This window comes from Actinomyces lilanjuaniae, assembly GCF_003606385.1.
Lineage (GTDB): Bacteria > Actinomycetota > Actinomycetes > Actinomycetales > Actinomycetaceae > Actinomyces > Actinomyces lilanjuaniae.
This window is the reverse complement of the sequence record NZ_CP032514.1, coordinates 2,545,101-2,564,631: the sequence shown is the minus strand read 5'-3', so window position 1 is coordinate 2,564,631 and position 19,531 is coordinate 2,545,101. Positions and strand designations below refer to the sequence as shown.

Below are 19,531 nucleotides of genomic sequence, written 5' to 3'. Positions count from 1 at the left end.
GGCGGTGCTGAGGCTGTCTAGGGCTGTCTAGGGCTGTCCAGCGCGCCTGAAGGAACCGGGGACGCCGCTGAGGTGGTCCAGGTGGCTGAGCGTACTGAGCATGGTTGACAGCTTGGCTGCGGTCTCTGCGTGCTCCCGCTCGGGGGAGGACCCCTCGACAATGCCTGCCCCAGCCTGGATCCTCAGGTGCTGGCGCGACAGGCAGGCCCCGCGGATGACCAGTAACCACCGCCCGTCCCCGCTGGAGTCGGTCCAGCCGACCAGCCCGGAGTAGAGCTCGCGGCTGTGCCCCTCCAGGGAGCGGATGACCTCTGCGGCCCGAGCAGTCGGGACGCCACACACGGCTGGCGTGGGGTGGAGAGCCAGGGCCGCGTCCAGGCAGGAGCTCCCTGGTCTCAGCAGGCCGGTGACCCGGGTGCCCAGGTGCCACATCGTGTCCGTAGCCAGCAGGGAGGGGGCGGATGGGACCTGAAGGTCGTCCACGACATCGCCCAGACTGGCTGCGACCTGATCAACGACGAGGGCGTGCTCTCTCATCTCCTTGGGGGAGCCCGTCAGGCGGGCCACGGCCTGCGTGCGCTCGACACTGCGCGGCAGCGACCCGGCCAGGGGGGCGGTGAGGAAGAGACCGTCCCGCGTGTCTGCCACCACCTCCGGGGACGCGCCAAGCCAGGTCCGGCCCTGGGCGTCAGTGGCGCAGTAGACGTCCGCGTCACGGTGCCTGTCCGTCATGAGACGGCCCACAAGGCACGAGGCAAGCCGGGCAGGGTCGAGGTAGTCAGGCAGCGCGACATCGACCCACCGGGATAGCACGACCTTCTGGAGGCCCTCGTGCCCGAGGAGGTCCAGGACTGTGCGGACGTTGTCCATGAATCCGGTGTCGGTGCGGCCTGCGTCGGTGCCGACGAGGCTACTACCGGCAAGGGCAGTGTCGGCAGTGCCGGTGGCAGGGGAGCTGGTCAGTGCCGTCAGGGGCTGTCCTGCGGCGGGCTCGGTACCTGGCCGCCGTGTCCAGGCAGGCCTGGCGGCTCCTGGGGGGCGGGGCTCGGCGTGGTCCAGCGGCGGGGGCGCCAGGACACCGCGCTGGTGACTCGCAGGTGGGCAGGCTCTGACAGGTCGAAGGGGATGAGCCCGCACAGCACGTGGGCCTGGCCGGTCTCCTCCTCTGCGTGGCGCAGCACGCCAAGCAGCTCGGCTGCCGCCGACCGAGGGTCTGGGGCCAGGACCGGCTGGAGGAGTCGCCCTCCCCGGGCGTGCATCTCCCAGTGCCGCGAAGCGAGGAGGAAGTCGGGCAGGGGCTCGGGCAGAGGCTCAGGGAGATCGTCCGTGCGCGCGGGCTGCGGCAGGCTGATCGTCATCGTTGGCTCGTCCCTCCGTCAACCGCCAGCTCGGCCAGGGTGATATGACGTGCCCCCTCCGAGACCAGGAACGCTACTGTGTGGGCGACGTCGGCAGGCTCACCGACACGTCCCAGAGGGATACCGGGTTGGAAGATCTCCGGCGCACCCCTCACGGTCTGGGCACGGCGGTCCTGCCCTGCCCACATGGCGCGGACCATGGGGGTCAGTGTGGTGCCCGGTGCCACGACGTTGCACCTGATGCCGGCAGGACCGAGCTCAAGTCCCAGGCTGCGGGTGAACTGCGAGGCCGCTGCCTTGGAGGCGCTGTAGGCGGCCAGGCCGCTGCGGGGACGCAGCGCCGAGTTGGAGGCGACGGTGACCAGGCTGCGGGTCCCGGCGGGGATGTCCCCGGGGTCCTGGCTGGTCATGTGGCGCGCTGCCGCCGTGCAGACGTTGACGGTTCCCAGGGCGTTGACGGCCATGACCTGCGCGGCCTGCTCGGCCGGGGTGTCCAGCGCGGGACCGTGGACCAGGACACCAGCGGCGTGGACGACGGCGCGCAGCCGGTAGGAGCTGGCCACCTGCTCGAAGAACGCCTCGACGCCCACGGCGTCGGTGACGTCGAGGCTGCACCACCTCACGCCCTCCTCCTGGGGTGCCGTCTGAGGCGCTGGCCTCCCGGGACCGGACCCGCCGCCCGTAGCGGGCAGGACCGTGGCTGGGCGGCCTGCCTGGCCGTCTGCGGGTCGGTAGGAGCGGTCGTGCGGCGGGTTCAGGTCGGTGCCGATGACGGTGGCTGCGCCGTGCTCCTGCGCCCGGGAGGCCAGGAGACTCGCCACGGCAGAGCCGATGCCCCCGGACGCGCCGGTTACCACGATGGCCTGGGGCAGCCCGGTGCTGGTCATGCCTGCTCCCCGCTGACTGCTTTGCCGGGACCACCGACGGGGGCAGGGCCAGCGGACGGGGCTGTAGCGGATGAGGGCGGGTGGGGGCTGCCTGCCTCGGCTCTGGCTGTGTCCTGGCTGGGGAAGAAGTGGAGGAGGGCGTCGATGATCCCGCCCCGCCAGCAGGCGTAGTCGTGACCCCCGACGTACTCCCGGTAGACGAGGTCAATGCCCTGCTCCCGCAGGACGTCACGGAAGCGCCGGTTGCACCCCAGCAGGTGCCCCTCCATGGTGCCGACCTCCTGGAACACCCGCACAGGAGGACGGCTGGGTCCGACGTGTTCCTGCCACAGGCGCAGCTGGGCGTCTGTCGGCTCTCCGCGGGCGTCAGTCGGCCACCAGAAGGCACCTGACTGGACGATGGCGTTGGAGACGAGATCGGGGCGTCGGCGCACGAGGTCGGCTGCCGCTAGCCCGCCCAGAGAGGCTCCCGAGACGGCGCGCCGGGCGGGGTCGCGGGGCAGGTCGGCCTGGTCGGCGGCCCAGGTCAGAACCTCGGTGGCCAGGCAGTCCGCCAGTCCCGGGACCATGCCGAGCACCTCGGGGCGGCGCCGCGGATCCGCAGGCGAGAAGAGGACGGCCGCGATCGGCAGCGACTGGCCCGAGGCGTTGAGCCGGTCCAGGCACGGCAGAAGGGGGACGTGGCTGGTCAGGACCTGGCCGTCGGAGGCGATAAGGAGCGCCTGCGGCTGACCGTGCTGGTCTGCGGGAAGGTGGCACCACACCTCCAGGTCCAGGTTCAGGACCGAGGAGGTGACGCGGCCTCGTACCGTGCGGCCCTGCGGGGCCGGAGTGCCGGCGGGCGTGATGAAGGGCTGGGGAAGGGCTCCCGGCAGGCTGATCACGGTGGAGCGGGCACCGTCGACCCTGACCACCTCGTTCCTGGTGCTCAGCGGCTCGGCCCGGTGCAGCGCCCCGACCCAGGCCTCCCGGTCCCGGCCCAGGTGGTGGTCGAGGTCGCGTCCCACCAGGAGGGAGGTTGTGGCCCGCAGCCCGCGGGGCAGCACGAAGGCCGAGGCGTGCACCGGCACCCCGTGCACGGTGTGGCGCCCCAGGACGAAGGGGGAGAGGTCCTCCTTGTGCATGTGGGTGATAGTGTCAAAGACGGCCACGGCTGTCTCGCGCGGGTCGGTGACCGCTCGGGCCAGCGTCACGGTGCAGGTGCCGGGCTCCGGCCCGTCCTCCACCAGGTAGCCTCCGCCCGCCTCCAGCCGGGTCAGCAGGTGCCCCAGATCCTGACTGTCGTGTAGTAGCCGCCTGACAGCGTCGGGGTGCTGGGGCGGGACCGCAGGCAGGAACTCCGGCTCCAGCCCTCGCCTGCGGCCCCGGGCAGCGGATCCACTCCGCGCTGCCGGGGGCTGGGCGCCACCGTCCCGGATCTGGGTGACACTGGTCTTGCCTACAGCGGTGCGCGGCAGCGTCGTGACCAGCAGGACCTTGTCCGGCATCTTGTAGGTGGCCACCGAGCGCTCGTGCAGAAAGGAGCGCACCTCGGCGAGGACCTGCGCCGGAGGCTGGCGGTGCCACGGGGAGGCGGCGTCAGGGCGGAGCACGAGGTGGGCGACGATACGCTCACCCAGGACGGGGTCCGGCTCCCCGGTGACGGCCGCCTCGAAGACGTCGGGGTGGGCCTGCAGGTGGTTCTCCAGGTCCCCGGCGGCGATCTTCTCCCCGCCCCGGTTGATCTGCTCCTTCGCCCTGCCTACGACACGTAGGTTGGCCCCGGGGCCGCGCACCACCACGTCCCCGGTCCGGTAGAAGCCGTCGGGGGTGAAGGAGGTCCGGTTGTGGTCGGCAGCCCGGAAGTAGCCGCGGATCGTGTACGGTCCCCGGGTCAGCAGGTGCCCCGCTGTGCCGTCGGGCACCTGCTGGTCCTGGTCGTCGACGATGAGGACCTCGTCGGCGGGACTGAGAGGACGCCCCTGAGTGGACACGATGACGTCGTCGGGGTCGTCGAGCCTGGTGTAGCAGACCAGGCCCTCGGCCATGCCGAAGACCTGCTGCAGGCGGCACCCCAGCTCGGGCCGGACCCGGCGGGCGACCTCCTCCGGCAGCCGTGAGCCGCCCACGTGCAGGACGCGTAGAGTCTCCAGGGGGCCTCCGCGCCTCCCGCCGTCCGCTTCGGTGCCGTCTGCGGGCCGCCCTGACCCGGGCGACCTGGAGGTCTCGGCCCTGCTGATCCTGGCTGCCCGGGCTAGCCACAGCAGCACCATAGGTGGCACCAGGGCCGCGTGGGTGACCTTCTCCTGCTCAATGAGTCGGAAGGCGGTGGCTGCGGAGGGGTCGGGAGCCATGACCACGCTGCCCCCGGCCAGGAGCTGGCCCAGGATGCCCGCAGAGCTCATGGCGAAGTTGTGGGCACAGGGCAGTGCGCACAGCAGGGTGGTGTCACGATCCACCCCGCACAGCTCGACGCTGGCGCGCACGCTGTAGAGGTAGTCGGCGTGCGTGCGGGGGATGAGCTTGGGGGTGCCCGTCGATCCGCCGGATAGCTGGAGCAGGGCGACGTCGAAGGGGTTCGGTGCGGCCAGGTCCGCCCTTTCTACCTCGGGGTTCGTGAGCCTCTTGAGCGCGTCGTAGGTGACAGGGGAGGCGGTGTCGGACAGGGTAGCGGCGGCGTCCCCGGCGCCCTCGCCGTCCGTACCGTGCTCCGTCTCCCCGGCCCCGGGGGTGTCCTGGGCCGGCTGGGGGACGACGACGTGGACCAGCCCCGGGAGCTGGGCGCGCAGGCGGCGTCCCATCGCCACCTGGTCGAATTCCCCGCTGCGCTCAGAGCTGACGTAGGCGCGTGCCCGGGCGTGGTGGGCGAAGTCGGTGATCTCGCTGGCCCTGTGGGCGGGAAGGCTCATGACAGGCACCGCTCCGACCCGCCACAGCGACAGCAGGACGGCGACGAACTCGGCGCAGTTAGGCAGCTGGACCACCACCGTGTCCCCGGGGCGCAGGCCCAGGTCCTGCCACCCGGGGCACAGCGCGGCGACCTCCTCCTCCAGGCGCGCGTAGGTCCAGCGGTGACGGGGGTCGACGACAGCCAGGCGGTCCCGGGTGCCCTCGGTGGGGCGGGCGAGGTCACCCAGGAGGTCTGTGGTCCAGTAGCCGTCCTGGCGGTAGCGGTAGGCGAGATCGGCGGGGACCGGGGTCCAGCCCGGGCCCAGACGGCTGTGACCCCCGGTTACGCGAGGGCTCTCCCCGGGGCTCTCCATGTCACGCGGTGGTGAAGAAGTGATTGACACAACGTCACCCTACACCTTAGGTTAAGCTCATCTAAATACGCATGGTGAAGGTGGTGAAACTGGGAGTGGGCGAGGGCAGAGCAGGGAGCGGCTTGCGGGTGGGTGCCGTAGGAGCCGCGGACGAGCCGCTTGGCGTCCGACCCCCTCGGACCGCCCGCCGCAGCCGAGACCGCCTGACCCGGCAGGGTCGGCGACCTCGGCAGGCGCGGTCCGTGCCGTTCCGGCTGGCGGTGGTCCTTACCGCCCTGGTTCTTGTCGCCGTGTGCGCGCTCGTCTCGGTGAGCGTGGGCTCTTCTGCCCTCACGCTGGGTGAGATCTGGGAGTACCTCACTCATCCTGACGCCTCCGTCTACGACTCTGTCATCGTCAACACGCTGCGTCCCCGGCGTACCGTCCTGGGACTCCTGGTGGGGACGGCCCTGGCTGTGGCCGGCGCGCTCATGCAGGCGGTGACTCGCAACCCGCTGGCGGAGCCCGGACTCCTGGGAGTGACCTCGGGGGCCTCTCTCGCCGTAGTCCTGGGCTCCTGGCTCACGGGCGCGACGTCGGTGCCCGAGCAGTTTGGGCTGGCGGCCGCGGGCTCCCTGGCGGCCACGGTCGTCGTCTACCTGGTGGCCTCCCTCGGCGGTGCGGCGGCCTCACCCGTGCGCCTGCTCCTGGTGGGGGTCGCCTTCTCCGCCGCCGCCTCGGCCGCGATCCAGGCCCTCCTGCTGTCCAGCCCTCGCACCTTCGCCACCTTCCGCTACTGGGACGCGGGCGCGCTGCTGCGCACCGACGTCCCCCTGGGGGCTCTGGCCGCCGTCGTGGCCGTCGGGACGCTCATCGCCCTGTCGTGCTCCCGGGGACTGACCAACCTGTCCCTGGGTGACGACGTCGCGGCAGCCCTGGGAACCAGGGTGGTGCTGGTGCGTGCGCTCAGCCTGGTCTCCCTGACGCTGCTGTGCGGCGCGGCCACAGCGGCTGCGGGTCCCGTCGGCTTCGTGGGCCTTATCGTGCCGCTGGCTGCCTCCTGGCTCATGGGGCCTCACCGGGGGTGGATCATCGTCCTCAGTGCCCTGATGGGCCCCTGCCTGGTGCTGGCCGCCGACGTCGTGGGGCGGGTCATCAGCCGTCCCGGCGAGATCCAGGTGGGGCTGCTGACGGCCTTCGTCGGCTCGCCGGTGCTGCTTGTCATGGTCCTGCGCCTTAAGGACGCCCGACTGTGAGCGCGGCCTACCCGGACTCCGGGCGCTCCGTGCCAGGCTACTGGTGGCTGAGGCTGCCGACTCCCGGGCGGGCGGGCTGCTCGCTGCTGCTGACCCCCCGACACCTGCTGGTAGGTACGGTCCTGACGCTCCTGTGCCTGGTCACGGCGGTCCTGGCCCTGAGGACAGGAGCCATCCCCCTGGACTACTCCCAGATAGGCGAGGTCCTGGCCGGAGGAGGCTCCCGGGGGACCGGGTCGTCGTGCTGCAGTGGCGCCTGCCACGGATCGCCCTGGGCGTGGTTGCGGGCGCGGCTCTGGGCGTGGCCGGGCAGCTGTTCCAGGTAGTGACCAGGAACCCCTGGGCTCCCCCGACCTCATCGGCTTCTCCATGGGGCGCAGACCGGGATCCTGGTCAGCGTCCTGGTCCTGCCCGGCACGGCGCTGTCGGTGCTGTCGGTGTCCCTTGCCTCCCTCCTGGGCGGGTTGGGCGTGGGCACGGGGGTGTTCCTGCTCTCCGTACGGGGAGGGTTCGCTGGCATGCGTCTGGTCCTGGCCGGTATCGCCATCAGCTCGATGCTGTCCTCCGTCAACCGCTGGCTGCTGCTGCGGGTGGACCAGGACACTGCCTTCGGGGCGCTGAGGACCTCCACCGGGACGCTGTCGGCAGCCACGTGGCAGGTAACGGTTCCGACCTTCCTCGGTGTCCTGGCCGTGCTGGTCCTCCTGGCTCCTCTGGCCCGCCAGGCGCGGATGCTGCCCCTGGGTGACGACCTGGCTGCGGCGCTGGGGACGCGGGTGGGTCGCCTGCGCACCAGGCTCGTGCTTCTGGGGACGGCGCTTGTCGCCCTGGTCACCATGGCCGTTGGTCCCGTCGGCTTCGTCGCCCTGGTCTCGCCCCACCTGGCTCGCCTCACGGCCCGCGCGGAGGTCCCCCCGGTCTACGTCACCGGCGCGGTGGGGGCGCTCCTGCTCCTGGGCTCCGACGTCGTCAGCCAGAGGCTGCTGGCCTCCATGCCGGTGGGAGTGACCACGGGGGCGGTCGGAGGCACCTACCTCATGTGCGTCCTGGTGGTGGCCGCCAGGAGGAGGCGGGGATGAGCACCTGTACCCGGCCTGCTGCGCCGAGGGGCAGGGACAGGACAGCAGGGAGACGTACGTGGAACCGCGCGGGACCACGCGGAGCCACATGAAACTACGCAGGACCACGCAGGACCACGCAAGACCACGTAATACACATAAGACCACGTAAGACGGGGAGGAGACGACAGATGACGACCTGGCTGAGTACCCGGCTCAGTGCGCAGGAGGTGACCATCGCCTACGACGGGTACACGGTCTCTGCCGATCTGGACGTGGAGGTCCCTGTCGGCGGCTTCACCGCCGTCGTGGGTCCCAACGCCTGCGGGAAGTCCACGCTGCTGCGCTGCCTGGCGCGCCTGCACCGGCCCTCCCACGGGACCGTGCTGCTCGACGGCGAGGACATCTACCGTCTGGACACCAGGACCGTGGCCAGGAAGGTGGGGCTGCTGCCCCAGTCCGCGCTGGTGCCGGACCGGATGAGCGTGCGCGACCTGGTGGCCCGGGGACGCTTCCCCCATCAGGGGATGTTCCGGCAGTGGTCGCAGGCTGACCGTGACGCCGTGGATGGGGCCATGACCCTGACCGGTGTCCAGGACCTGGCGCTGCGGCCCGTGGACCAGCTCTCCGGCGGGCAGCGTCAGAGGGTCTGGCTCGCCCTCGTGCTCGCCCAGGACACGGAGACGGTCCTCCTGGACGAGCCCACCACCTTCCTCGACCTGGCTCACCAGGTGGAGATCCTGCGGCTGTGCCGTGCGCTCAACGAGGAGCAGGGGCGCACCGTCGTCGCGGTGCTCCATGACCTCAATCACGCTGCCCGCTGCGCCTCGCACATGATTGTTATGCGTGACGGCCAGGTTTACGCCACGGGCAGCCCGGGCGACATCGTGACCGAGCAGATGGTGGGGGAGGTGTTCGGTCTGGACGCCGTCGTGATGGCGGACCCGGTAGCAGGGATGCCCATGGTGGTCCCCGCGACCTGGGGAGGCCGGCCCCGCCCGTAGGCCCTCGGCCGCGCGTGGTGAGGACAGCCGCGCGGCCTGACTGAGACCTCTCGCCGCGTGGCGGCGAGAAGAAGAAAGGAAGGAAACATGAGCACCTCTTCTCCAGCGAGCTCACCAGCGACGCGCCGCCCGAGACGGGGACTGGACCTGCTCCTGCCCGTCGTCCCGGCCCTCCTGGTGGCCGTTCTGCTCGCCGTGGGCCTCAGCGCCTGCGGCAGCGGCTCAGGAGGCTCTGACGAGGCTAGCGGCTCCGCAGGTACCGACCAGGCCGTGGACCCGGCCAGTGCGGACGGCGACTGGCCGCGCACCGTCCAGACCGATGACGACACCGACGCCGAGCTCACCCTGGACGCCCAGCCCGAGACCATCGTCTCTACCTCCGTCACCCTCACCGGCTCTCTGCTGGCGGTGGGCGCCCCGGTCGTGGCCTCCGGGGCCACGGCGCCCGACCAGGAGGGCCTGAGCGACTCCAACGGCTTCTTCCTCCAGTGGTCTGACGCCGCCCAGGAGCAAGGGGTCGAGGTCGCCTACGAGAACAGCGCTCCCGAGGCGGAGAGCGTCGCCCAGTACTCCCCGGACCTCATTGTCGTGGCTAAGACGGGGGGCGACTCCGCCATGGACATCATCGACCAGCTCCGTGACGTCGCCCCAGTCCTGGTCGTGGACTACGGCACACGCTCCTGGCAGGACGTCACCACCCTGCTGGGCGAGGCAACAGGTCAGGAGGAGCAGGCCGAGGAGGTCGTCTCCGACTTCGACAGCAAGGTGGCACAGGCCAAGGAGTCGATCACCGTGCCCGGGGGCGACACCTCGGCCTTCATCGTCGCCAGTGACGACTCCGGGGACGCCATGGTCCTGACCCAGGAGTCTCCCCAGGTCCAGCTGCTCACCGAGCTGGGCTTCACCATGGCTACCGTCCCCGCCGACGTCCAGGGCGAGGAGTCCATGGGTGAGCGGGGCGACATCATCGAGCTGTCCGGGGAGAACGTCCAGAAGGGGCTTGTCGGTGAGAACTGGGTCGTCGTGGCCGCCGACCAGGCGACCAGGGACACGATGGACAGCAACGAGGCCTACACCACTGCTGCCCCCGTGCGCGACGACAAGGTCTCCTACATGCCCTCCACCACCTTCCGGCTGGACTACTACTCCGCCCAGGAGATGCTCGACGCCCTCACCGAGTCCTACTCCGGGTAGCCGTGGCGAGGGCAGCGGGCAGGTGCCCGGAAGGCTCTGGGGGATCTCAGAAGGTCCCTGGGGCCCAGCAGACAGGAACCTGCTCGCCCGCCCCGTCCCAGCCCCGACAGACCCTGTGACATGAGGAGCGAGATATGATCCCCCAGGAGATTCGATACCAGACCCCGATACAGCCCCTGCCGCCCTCACGTGCTCCCTGGGAACCTGACCCCGACCGGGCCGTGCTCCTGGTCCACGACATGCAGGAGCACTTCCTGTCGGCCTATGTGCCGGGGGAGGAGCCGCTGCCTGGGCTGCTGCACGGCGTGGCGGAGATGGTCAGGCTGGCCCGTCTTCGGGGGGTACCGGTGGTCTACACCGCCCAGCCTGCGCACCAGGGCCGCCAGGAGCGGGGTCTGCTCCAGGACCTGTGGGGCCAGGGCGTCGCAGATGACGAGCACGCCGCGATCGTGCCCGAGGTGGCCCCCGGGCCTCGTGACACCGTGCTGACCAAGAGGCGCTACGACGCCTTTGAGGGGACCGGCCTCCACGAGCTGATGGGTGCCCTGGGACGCGACCAGCTGGTCATCACCGGCGTCTACGCCCACATCGGCTGCCTCGCCACGGCGCTGCGGGCCTTCGTCCTGGACCTCAGGCCCTTCCTGGTTGCTGACGCGGTAGCGGACCTCGGCGCCGACGAGCACCGCATGGCCCTGGAGCTGGTGTCGCGCTCCTGCGGCGTAGTCACAGACCTCTCCCGGATGCGCCAGGTTCTGGAGGGTCCGGGAGGCCCTGAGCGGCCTACCCAGCATCAGGAGGGGGAGCAGGAGGGCCGGGAGCCCGGGCAGGCCCGGCCCTACCCCACCTCCCTGGGGGAGCTGGCAGCACAGCTGGAGGAGACCACCTCCACCCCGGCTGACGGCATCACGCCTGACAGTGAGCTGCCGTCGATCGGTGTGGACTCCGTGCGCATGATGATGCTCACCGAGGCCTGGAGCACGCTGGAGGCAGAGGTGGACTTCACTGACATGGTCCAGTGCCGCACCGTCGCCGACCTGGCGGACCTCCTGGAGACCACCCACGGGTTCACCATGGCGGCACCGCAGAAGGGGCCGTCCGAGCGCGTGCCCTCCAGGCCGCACGCGCGCCGTGGCGGGACCGACGGTGGGAGGTAGTGCTGTGCCCGCAGAACAGGGTCCCGGCCGCAGCAGTGGTACCGGCCGTCCCGAGCACGACGCCCGCACTGGGCGCACGGGCGGGGAGGTGAACGAGGGCACGGAGCTCACGCCTGCACAGCAGGGCATCTGGCTGTCCCAGCACGTCCTGGCTGACGAGAGCGTCTACGGGGTCGCAGAGGTGACCAGGATCGAGGGTCCCCTTGACACCGGGGCGTGGCTGGCGGCGGCGGACAGGGTCCTCCACGACATTCCGGCCCTGCGCACACGCCTGGTCGTCAAGGGCGACCCGGGTACGGCCAGCCCGGGCCGCCTAGGAAGCCCGGTAGGAAGCCTGGACGACGCCGCCTCCCGCCCGACGGTCCCGGTGGGTGCTGTCGGGGAGGTGGACGGGCGGCAGGCACCCGCCGCAGGGGAGGGCCTGCCACGTGTCGTGCTCGACGCCGTTCCCGTTCGCGCCGGGCTCGTCGACCTCAGGCAGGATCCCCGGGGAGGGCAGGAGGCAGCCCGGCAGTGGGTGCTCCAGCACCTGGGGGAGCCGATCGACCTGGAGCAGGGGGTAGTGTCCCGCGCCTGCCTGCTGCTCACCGGCCAGGACAGCGCCCAGTGGTTCCTGCGGGTCCACCACCTGGCGCTGGACGGCTACGGGTTCGCCCTGGTCGGGCGTACGCTGGCCCGTGAGTACTCGTCCCGGCTCTCCTCCCAGGGTGCCGGGTCCCCTGCCGCCCCGGCCCGCGGTGCTGCCGCTGTCGGCACGGCCCCTGGTGCCGAGGCCGACAGGAGCACCGGCAGCACCGCAGGTGCCGACCCTGAGGCGGTAGAGGCCTACCTGGAGGCCGTCGTGCAGCAGGCTGCCTACGCCCGTAGCCCCCAGGCCAAGGAGGACCGTGCCTTCTGGCGGGAGCAGGCCCCCGATGCCCCGGCCGTCTCCATGGCGCCGGGCGGGGACCCCTCCAAGGCGGCCTACCACCCGGTGGAAGCGCCCGGCCCGTTCGCAGGTGCCGACCCCACGGTGCTTGTCGCGGCCCTGGCCGTCCTGGCCGGGGTGGTCCACAGGCGTGACGAGGCGGTCGTCGGTGTCCACGTCATGAACCGGACCAGCCAGACGCTCCTGCGGACCCCGTGCCACACCCAGAACGTCCTGCCCGTGCGGGTCGACCTGGACCCGGACCAGAGCGTGGGCCAGCTGCTTACCCAGGTCTCGCAGGTCTGGCAGCGCTGCCGGGACCACCAGCGCTACCGGCACGAGGACATCCGTGCCGACCGGGGGCTGGCAGTGTCCGAGGCGCTCTGCGACGTCGCTGTCAACATCGTCCCCTTCGGCGGGGCACGACGTTACGGCAGGGCGCGGGGGCGTAGTGAGGCGGTGTGGGAGGGCCCGGCCGAGGGGCTGGTTCTCGACGTCCGGCCCGGCCAGCCGGACGCTCCCATGGGTCTGGCGGCCCCGGCAGGCTCCCTGAGCGAGTCGGTCCTTGCCGGGTACGCCCGGGTCCTGGAGACGCTTGTGAGCCGACTCAGCCGGGCAGCCCACGGGACAGGCACGCCTGAGGGGGCCGGGGCCGAGATGGCTGGTGACACGCACGAGCGCCTACGCGACCTGGTCCTCAGCCCGCAGGTGCCTTACATGACCGGCTCCCTCACCCCCCTGACCTGCAGGCGCTGCCCCCCGAGCCAGAGGAGGTGGCGTCCCTGCCCGCTGCGGGGCAGGGACGGAGCGCGACCGACCCGGTGTGGGCGGTGGGCGCGCTGGATCGCGCTCGCCTGGCCACCAGTAGCCGGCTCCGGCCCCCTGGTTCCAGCCAGGAGCACCTCTGCGCCCCCGACCGTCTCCTCACCTATGAGGAAACGGCCTCCTGGGCCCACCGCCTGACCCGTCTGCTCAGGGAGCTCGGCGTGGGAGCCGGGGACAGGGTCCTGCTCTACCTGCCCCGGACCAGCTGGATGGTGCTGGCGCCTCCGGCGGTCCTGGAGGCCGGGGCCGCCTTTGTCCCCTGTGACCCCCAGTGGCCTGCCCGTCGACTCAGCCAGGTTGTCGAGGACGTGGAGCCTGCTGTGGTGGTGACCACCTCTGTGCTGGGGCAGGGACCGGCCCTGCGGCAGGCACTCAGCCAGGCAGGAGGGGCGGGGACGCGGGCACCGCAGACTCTGGTTCTCGACGCCGACAGCGTCCGTGCCCAGATGGAGGCCCTGCCAGCGGGGCCGGTCGCGCCCGGTGAGCTCGACCGCCCGGTCAGGGGTGAGGACGCCGCCTACATCCTGTTCACCTCCGGCTCGACCGGACGCCCCAAGGGAGTCGTGGTTGAGCACCGTAACCTGTCCAGCTATGCCAGGGCCTTCGACCTGCTCTACGTGGATAGGGAGCTGGTCGCTGCGGGCACGACCGGGTGGTCGGGGCAGGTGGAGCGGGAAGGACAGCCGGGGAGCACGTCAGGCGCAGGGACTACGCGGGAGAGCGTGGTGCTGGACTACAGCCACGAGTACTCCCCGGCCTTTGACTCCGCCCTCAGCCCCCTGGTCGCCTTCCTCCACGGGCACCGCCTGCACGTGCCTACCGAGGAGCAGCTTGGTGACCCTGTTGCCCATGCCCGGTTCCTCCAGGACCATGCCGTTGATGTCATCGACCTCTCCCCGGCTGTCCTGGAGCAACTGCTGGAGGTGGGACTGCCCGTCGGCCGGGACCGTGAGGGCCGGGGACACGCGGTGACCAGCCTGTTCATCGGTGGTGACACCTGCTCCGTCTCGCTGTGGGAGCGGCTGCGCCAGGAGACGCGTCGCGGCGTCTTTGCCGCTAACGGTTATGGTCCCACCGAGAACACGGTGGAGGCTACCGTCGCCTGGGTGGCCGACCACCCGGAGCCGAGCATCGGCCGCAGCCTGCCCGGGCAGGAGGCTCGGGTGCTGGACCACCTGGGCCGCGCCCTGCCGCCAGGGGTAACCGGTGAGCTCTATCTGTGCGGCAGCTCGGTGGCCCGCGGCTACCTCAGGGACGACGACCTGACACGCTCGCGGTTCGTGACCGCCGCCGGCGGCTCGCGGTGCTATCGCACCGGCGACCTGGTACGGCGGGAGCCTGACGGAGCGCTCACCTTCATGGGGCGTGCTGACTCCCAGGTGTCGCTGCGCGGCGTACGCATTGAGGTGGCAGAGGTCGAGGCAGCCCTCGTCACCCAGCCCGGGATCCGCCAGGCCGTGGTCACGGTGCGCGACGACGGTGACGGTGCCAGGCTGGTGGGCTACGTCGTGCCCACGCAGGAACAGGCGCCGCTGGATACTGCCGGGGTGCTCGACCACCTGCGTGGCCTCCTGCCCCCTTCCTTTGTCCCCACGACCCTGGTGTGCCTGGAGGCTCTGCCGCTGACGGAGCGGGGCAAGGTGGACCGCAGCCGTCTGCCTGCCCCCGGGCGTGAGGTCGGTGCGGGTCTGTCGTGGGAGCAGATGGACCCCGACCAGCAGGTGGTGGCCTCCGTCTACGCCGAGGTCCTGGACGTGCCTGCCCACACCCTGCGTAGCCACACCGACCTGTTCTCCATGGGAGGCCACTCTCTGACCGCAGCCCGTGTGCTGGGCCGACTCACCCAGGCGGGATACCAGGGCCTGCACCTGAGGGACTTTTTCCGGGACGCCAGTGTGGAACAGGTGGCTCGTCTCCTGGGTGGGACAGGTCCCCGCCCGGCATCCTCTCCCGGTGTCGGCACGGGAGCGGAGGCCAGTGGCGGCACAGGTGCCCAGGCCGCTGGTGAGGCTGTCGGCGGCGCGGGGAGCCCAGGGGCCCCGGCACTCCCGGTCCCGGCGTCCCCTGCGGCAGGAGGCCGGCCCTTGATGACTGCGGCCCAGCGTCGCCTGTGGTTCCTGGAGCAGGAGCAGGGACCGTCCCCTGTCTACGCCATTCCTCTTGTGCTCGACGTCGCCGGGCACCTAGACATCCGGGCGCTGGAGGCCGCAGTCGTGGACACCGTGCTGACCTACACGGCGCTGCGGACCTCCTACCCGGCTGGCGAGGACGGCCTCCCCACTGTTGCCACCTGGCAGGAGGCGGCGGTACGCCAGGCCGTCAGACTGGTCGTGGTGGACCGCGACCCCCACGACCCCGACCTGGTGAGCAGCCTCGACACCACCATTGATGTCACCGCGCAGCCTCCGGTGCGCGCCTACCTCGCCCAGGACGCCGACCGGCAGCGCCTGGTGCTGGTCATCCACCACGTCGCTGCTGACGGCTGGTCGCTCAGGCCTGTGGTGGACACCCTCGCTGCCGCCTACCGGGCCCGTGTCCAGGACCTGGACCGCCGGAACTCCCCGGATCCAGGACAGGACGCAGCGCGACGGGCCTCGGGGCCTGGTCCCCGGCCCGCCTCCTCGCCTCCTGCCTCGGTCTCCTTCCCGCGCGTCTCGCCGCCCACGCCGACGCCCCTACCCCTGGTCGCCGTACCGCCGGCGCCCCTACCTGCCCCAGCGCCTGAGGCCCTGTCCTGGTGGACCGAGAGGCTGCGGGGCCTGCCCGAGGAGATCCCGCTGCCCCTGGACCGGCCCCGTCCCCGGCAGCGCGACCACCGGGGCGGGCAGGTTCGGGTGTCCCTGGGGGCCGAGCGCTCAGCCGCTGTGGAGGGCCTGGCCCGAGCCCACCAGGCCAGCCCGTTCATGGTCCTCCACAGCGTGCTCGCGGGCCTGCTGACCCGGTGCGGCGCAGGTTATGACGTCCCCATAGGGACGATCTCCTCGGGTCGTACCGACGCCCGGCGTGAGCAGGAGGTCGGGTTCCTCGCCAACACCGTGGTGACCCGGACCAGTACGGAGGGCAATCCCTCCTTCGCCGAGCTCCTGGCGCGGGTCCGCGAGGACACCCTGACCATGCTGGACCACGCCGAGGTGCCTTTCGACGCGGTGGTTGGCGCCGTCAACCCGCGCCGTGACTCCAGCCGCCACCCCCTGTTCCAGGTCATGCTCGTGGCCCAGGACACCGGAGGCCTCTCCTTCGACGCGGGTGCCGGGGCACCTCAGGTCAGCGTAGGTGTTGAGGGGACCGGTACCTCCAAGTTTGACCTGACCTGGGAGGTCACCATGGGTGAGGGCATCTGCGTGCGCCTGGAGTACGCCACCGACGTGATCGACTCGGCCACGGCGCAGGCCCTGACCCGCTGGTTCCTTCGGCTGCTGGACCAGATGCTGGAGGACCCGCACTCACGGCTGTGGGACCGGGTGCTGGAGGAGGAGGCCCGGGAGCAGGCGCTCCAGGAGGCGACCAGGATGCTGGGGGCCAGGACTGCTATGCCCGAGGCCACCAGTCCCGCGTTACGCCGTGCCAGCCTGGGGCAGGCGCTGGAGGCCGCCATGGCGCAGTGGGCCGAGCGCGAGGCGTTGACGGTACCTGACGAGCCCGGTGCACGTGGTGCGGGTGTACCTGATGCGCCCGGTGCGCAGCGTCTCACCTACGCCGCCCTGGAGCGGGTGTCGGCGCGGGTCAGGGACGTCCTGCTTGAGGCCGGGGCGGGACCGGGACGCCGGGTGGCGCTCCTGCTGAGACGTGGGCGGCTCCAGGTCGAGATGATCGTTGCGGTGCTGCGCACCGGGGCTGCCTACGTCCCCCTCGACCCGCAGTACCCTGAGGCCCGGCTGGCTGCAGCCCTGGAGGACTGCCAGCCCGTGGTCCTGGTCCACGACCTGCCCGACGATGCCGAGGGGTCTCCCCTGCCGCCGGGGCTGCGCAGCGCCCTGGGGTCGCAGGCGGTGGTGCTGTCCGCCCGTGACCTGGAGGGCGGGTGCTCCGGCCTGCCGGGCCAGGCTCCTCTCCTCGGGAGGTCCCCCGGTCAGGTCGCGCCGCCGTCCGCGACCTGCGCCGACGACCCCGCCTACGTCATCTTCACCTCTGGGTCCACCGGCCGCCCCAAGGGGGTCGAGGTCACCCAGGACAATGTCCTGAGGCTGCTGCGCAGCACCGAGCACCGACTCGGCCTTGGCGCGGCAGACGTGTGGACGTTCTTCCACTCCTACGCCTTCGACTTCTCCGTGTGGGAGGTTCTGGGGTGCCTCCTGACCGGAGGCAGGCTGGTGGTGGTCCCCTACGAGGTCAGCCGCAGCCCCGAGGAGATGCTGGCCCTGCTGGAGGCCGAGGAGGTCACGGTCCTGAGCCAGACTCCCTCAGCCTTCGCCCAGCTGGCCGCGGCTGACGCGCAGCGTGACGAGGCTGTGGCGCAGGAGGCAGGCCTAGGCCAGGTCAGCCAGTCTGGCCTGGGCCTGCGCGTGGTGGTCCTGGGTGGTGAGGAGATGGACCTGGACGTGGTACGGCGCTGGTTCCGGCGGCACCCGCCGGGATCGCCACGGGTGGTCAACATGTACGGGATCACCGAGACCACCGTGCACGTGACCTACCTGGAGGTTGATGAGGCCACCACAGGGAACAGTCCGATCGGGCGTCCCCTGGAGGACCTGGCCGTCTACCTCCTGGACGAGGGCGGCCACCCGGTACCTGCGGGCGTGGTCGGGGAGATCCACGTCGGTGGTGCTGGGCTGGCCTCGGGTTACGTCAACCAGCCCGGGCTGAGCGACGAGCGGTTCCTGCCGGACCCCTTCGCGCTGGCTGTCTTGGAGGGTGCCGGGCACGACGGGGGTGTAGGCGGCCTGCTGGGTGCGCCCAGGAGTGCTGAGGCACTGGCGGCCCCGGCGGAGGCGGCGGGGCCAGGCTCCTCGGGCTGGGCCAGGCAGGGGCGGATGTACCGCTCCGGCGACCTGGCCGTGCGCACCAGGCAGGGCGACCTGGAGTTCAGGGGGCGTGCTGACAGGCAGGTTCAGCTGCGGGGCTTCCGGGTCGAGCTGGGGGAGGTCGAGGCCCGGGCGCGCGAGGTCGAGGGCGTCCGCCTGGCCTACGCCCGGGTGGTCCAGGTGTGCCAGGGCGACGAGCGTCTTGTCCTCTACCTGACGGGACCTGATCCGACGACCGCGGACCCGGCACTGCTGCGCCGCCAGGTCGCACGACGCCTGCCCGGCCAGATGGCCCCGGCGGCGGTGGTGGTCCTAGACCGCCTGGCCCTGACTGTCAACGGCAAGCGTGACGACGCGGCTCTGCCCGTCCCCCGGCTGCCCCGCTCGCAGGGGCGGGCGCCGGCCACCAGGACCGAGAGGCTTGTGTGCGAGCACGTCGCTCGGGTTCTGGGTATCGAGGGGTGCAGCGCCGATGACTCCTTCTTCGACCTGGGTGGGCACTCGATGCTGGCGGTCTCGCTGGTAGCGGCGCTCAGGAAGGCCACCGGGCGCCCCCTGCGGGTCGGCACGGTCATGACCCACCCGACTCCTGCCCTGCTGGCCGCCCACCTGGACGAGCATGACCCGACGCGTCCCGGCGACACCGACCTGGGCGTGCTGCTGCCCTTGCGTCCTCCGGACAACCGCGGGCCTGGCAGCGGGCAGGGTCCCGGTACGGACCTGGGGGGAGTCTTCTGCGTCCACCCGGCTGGCGGCCTGTCCTGGTGCTACGCCGGCCTGCCCCGCCACCTGGACGGACTGCCGGTGTGGGGCCTGCAGGCACGTGGCGTCCTGGAGCCGGGCTCACAGCCGACCTCCCTGGAGGAGATGGCCCGCGACTACGTCACCCAGGTCCTCCAGGTCCAGCCCAGCGGCCCCTACCACCTGGTGGGCTGGTCCCTGGGCGGGATGGTCGCTCACGTCATGGCTGTGCTTCTGCAGGAGGCGGGCCACCAGGTGGGGGTGCTCGCGCTGATGGACGCCTACCCCTCGGAGGCGGCTAGCGGCGCTATGGAGCCGCCGCTGGCGGACGCCCTGTCTGCGCTCCTGGCCATGGCCGGGATTGATGACGACGTCCTGGCCGGACACGAGGAGGACCTCGCTGCCGTGGTCAGGGCGCTGGAGGAGCGCTCCTCCCCGATGGCCGGGCTGGAGCGCGGCGTCCTGGAGGCGCTGGTGACCACCTACCGCAACACCACCCGGATCCTGCGGGAGTACCAGCACCGGGCCTACCGGGGGCGGGCGCTCTTCCTCCGGGCAGCCCGCGGCGGGATCGGTCCTGAGCATGACCCGGGAGAGTGGGAGCCCTACGTCACCGGAGGACTGCAGGTGGTGGACGTCGACTGTAACCACCGAGAGATGACCCAGCCGGGGGCGCTGGGGGTTGTCGGCCCGGTCCTGGACCGTGCCATCCGCTCGGCTGTCAGCCCGTAGCCCGGGGGGTCGGCCGTCTCCGGGCGGGGCCGTGGTCAGGTGGGGCGAGGGTGTGGCGACCTTCGACGTCCTGAGAATTTCTCACTGGCGTTTCGACCCTGGTTTCGCGCCTGGCGTGAACCCTGTCATGACCGGGGACCAATGCTGGTATGCGCCGCACGCGCTACCGCTAGGCTAGGGCTGCACCCTGGTCGCCACCGGACTGGGCGGGTGCTCGTGAGCACCGACCGGGC

11 protein-coding genes and 1 pseudogene are annotated in these 19,531 nt (G+C 71.5%); 8 read left to right on the top strand and 4 right to left on the bottom strand.

Going from position 1 to position 19,531, the window contains the following annotated elements; genetic code table 11:
• Positions 1 to 27: 27 nt before the first annotated feature.
• The 4 genes from D5R93_RS11020 to D5R93_RS13370 form a co-directional block, all read right to left on the bottom strand.
• On the bottom strand, positions 28 to 870 hold the full coding sequence (locus D5R93_RS11020) for an isochorismate synthase (RefSeq protein WP_120205246.1): 843 nt from the start codon (positions 868 to 870) through the stop codon (positions 28 to 30).
• A 98-nt stretch (positions 871 to 968) separates the two neighbouring features.
• On the bottom strand, positions 969 to 1,358 hold the full coding sequence (locus tag D5R93_RS11015) for a hypothetical protein (RefSeq protein ID WP_120205244.1): 390 nt from the start codon (positions 1,356 to 1,358) through the stop codon (positions 969 to 971).
• Positions 1,355 to 2,245, bottom strand: coding sequence for an SDR family oxidoreductase (locus D5R93_RS11010; protein WP_120205241.1), 891 nt, complete (start codon positions 2,243 to 2,245; stop codon positions 1,355 to 1,357). The genes D5R93_RS11015 and D5R93_RS11010 overlap by 4 nt, the downstream gene beginning before the upstream one ends.
• Positions 2,242 to 5,517 (bottom strand): AMP-binding protein, encoded by a 3,276-nt coding sequence (locus D5R93_RS13370; protein WP_162933936.1) that lies wholly within the window; start codon positions 5,515 to 5,517, stop codon positions 2,242 to 2,244. The genes D5R93_RS11010 and D5R93_RS13370 overlap by 4 nt, the downstream gene beginning before the upstream one ends.
• A 212-nt stretch (positions 5,518 to 5,729) precedes the next feature.
• Between D5R93_RS13370 and D5R93_RS11000 the strand changes: the two genes are divergently transcribed.
• The 8 genes and pseudogenes from D5R93_RS11000 (at position 5,730) to D5R93_RS10970 (ending at position 19,298) form a co-directional block, all read left to right on the top strand.
• A complete protein-coding gene (locus tag D5R93_RS11000; RefSeq protein WP_243106743.1) occupies positions 5,730 to 6,722 on the top strand; it encodes a FecCD family ABC transporter permease in 993 nt (330 codons plus the stop codon).
• 43 nt (positions 6,723 to 6,765) lie between these two features.
• Positions 6,766 to 7,017, top strand: a pseudogene (locus D5R93_RS14860) (hypothetical protein); the annotation flags it as partial.
• Positions 7,018 to 7,150: 133 nt separating this feature from the next.
• Complete coding sequence (locus D5R93_RS10995; protein ID WP_423243300.1) at positions 7,151 to 7,801, top strand: iron chelate uptake ABC transporter family permease subunit; 651 nt, start codon at positions 7,151 to 7,153, stop codon at positions 7,799 to 7,801.
• Between the two features lie 170 nt (positions 7,802 to 7,971).
• The gene (locus D5R93_RS10990) at positions 7,972 to 8,784 is read left to right on the top strand and encodes an ABC transporter ATP-binding protein (RefSeq protein ID WP_120205237.1); all 813 of its coding nucleotides are present in this window, start codon (positions 7,972 to 7,974) and stop codon (positions 8,782 to 8,784) included.
• Between the two features lie 87 nt (positions 8,785 to 8,871).
• Positions 8,872 to 9,978 (top strand): Fe2+-enterobactin ABC transporter substrate-binding protein, encoded by a 1,107-nt coding sequence (gene fepB, locus D5R93_RS10985; RefSeq protein ID WP_120205234.1) that lies wholly within the window; start codon positions 8,872 to 8,874, stop codon positions 9,976 to 9,978.
• A 134-nt stretch (positions 9,979 to 10,112) separates the two neighbouring features.
• Positions 10,113 to 11,132 carry an isochorismatase family protein gene (locus D5R93_RS10980; RefSeq protein WP_120205232.1) on the top strand — a complete coding sequence of 340 codons (1,020 nt, stop codon included), beginning with the start codon at positions 10,113 to 10,115 and terminating at the stop codon, positions 11,130 to 11,132.
• A gap of 4 nt (positions 11,133 to 11,136) precedes the next feature.
• The gene (locus tag D5R93_RS14270) at positions 11,137 to 13,002 is read left to right on the top strand and encodes a condensation domain-containing protein (RefSeq protein WP_120205230.1); all 1,866 of its coding nucleotides are present in this window, start codon (positions 11,137 to 11,139) and stop codon (positions 13,000 to 13,002) included.
• A complete protein-coding gene (locus tag D5R93_RS10970) occupies positions 12,894 to 19,298 on the top strand; it encodes a non-ribosomal peptide synthetase (RefSeq protein ID WP_279221434.1) in 6,405 nt (2,134 codons plus the stop codon). The genes D5R93_RS14270 and D5R93_RS10970 overlap by 109 nt, the downstream gene beginning before the upstream one ends.
• The last annotated feature ends 233 nt before the right edge of the window (positions 19,299 to 19,531 follow it).

Excerpts from the sequence above, each read along its gene's own strand:
- fepB (WP_120205234.1), top strand. The coding sequence starts at position 8,872 with ATGAGCACCTCTTCTCCAGCGAGCTCACCAGCGACGCGCCGCCCGAGA.
- D5R93_RS10980 (WP_120205232.1), top strand. The coding sequence starts at position 10,113 with ATGATCCCCCAGGAGATTCGATACCAGACCCCGATACAGCCCCTGCCG.
- D5R93_RS11020 (WP_120205246.1), bottom strand. The coding sequence starts at position 870 with ATGGACAACGTCCGCACAGTCCTGGACCTCCTCGGGCACGAGGGCCTC.
- D5R93_RS11015 (WP_120205244.1), bottom strand. The coding sequence starts at position 1,358 with ATGACGATCAGCCTGCCGCAGCCCGCGCGCACGGACGATCTCCCTGAG.
- D5R93_RS11010 (WP_120205241.1), bottom strand. The coding sequence starts at position 2,245 with ATGACCAGCACCGGGCTGCCCCAGGCCATCGTGGTAACCGGCGCGTCC.
- D5R93_RS10990 (WP_120205237.1), top strand. The coding sequence starts at position 7,972 with ATGACGACCTGGCTGAGTACCCGGCTCAGTGCGCAGGAGGTGACCATC.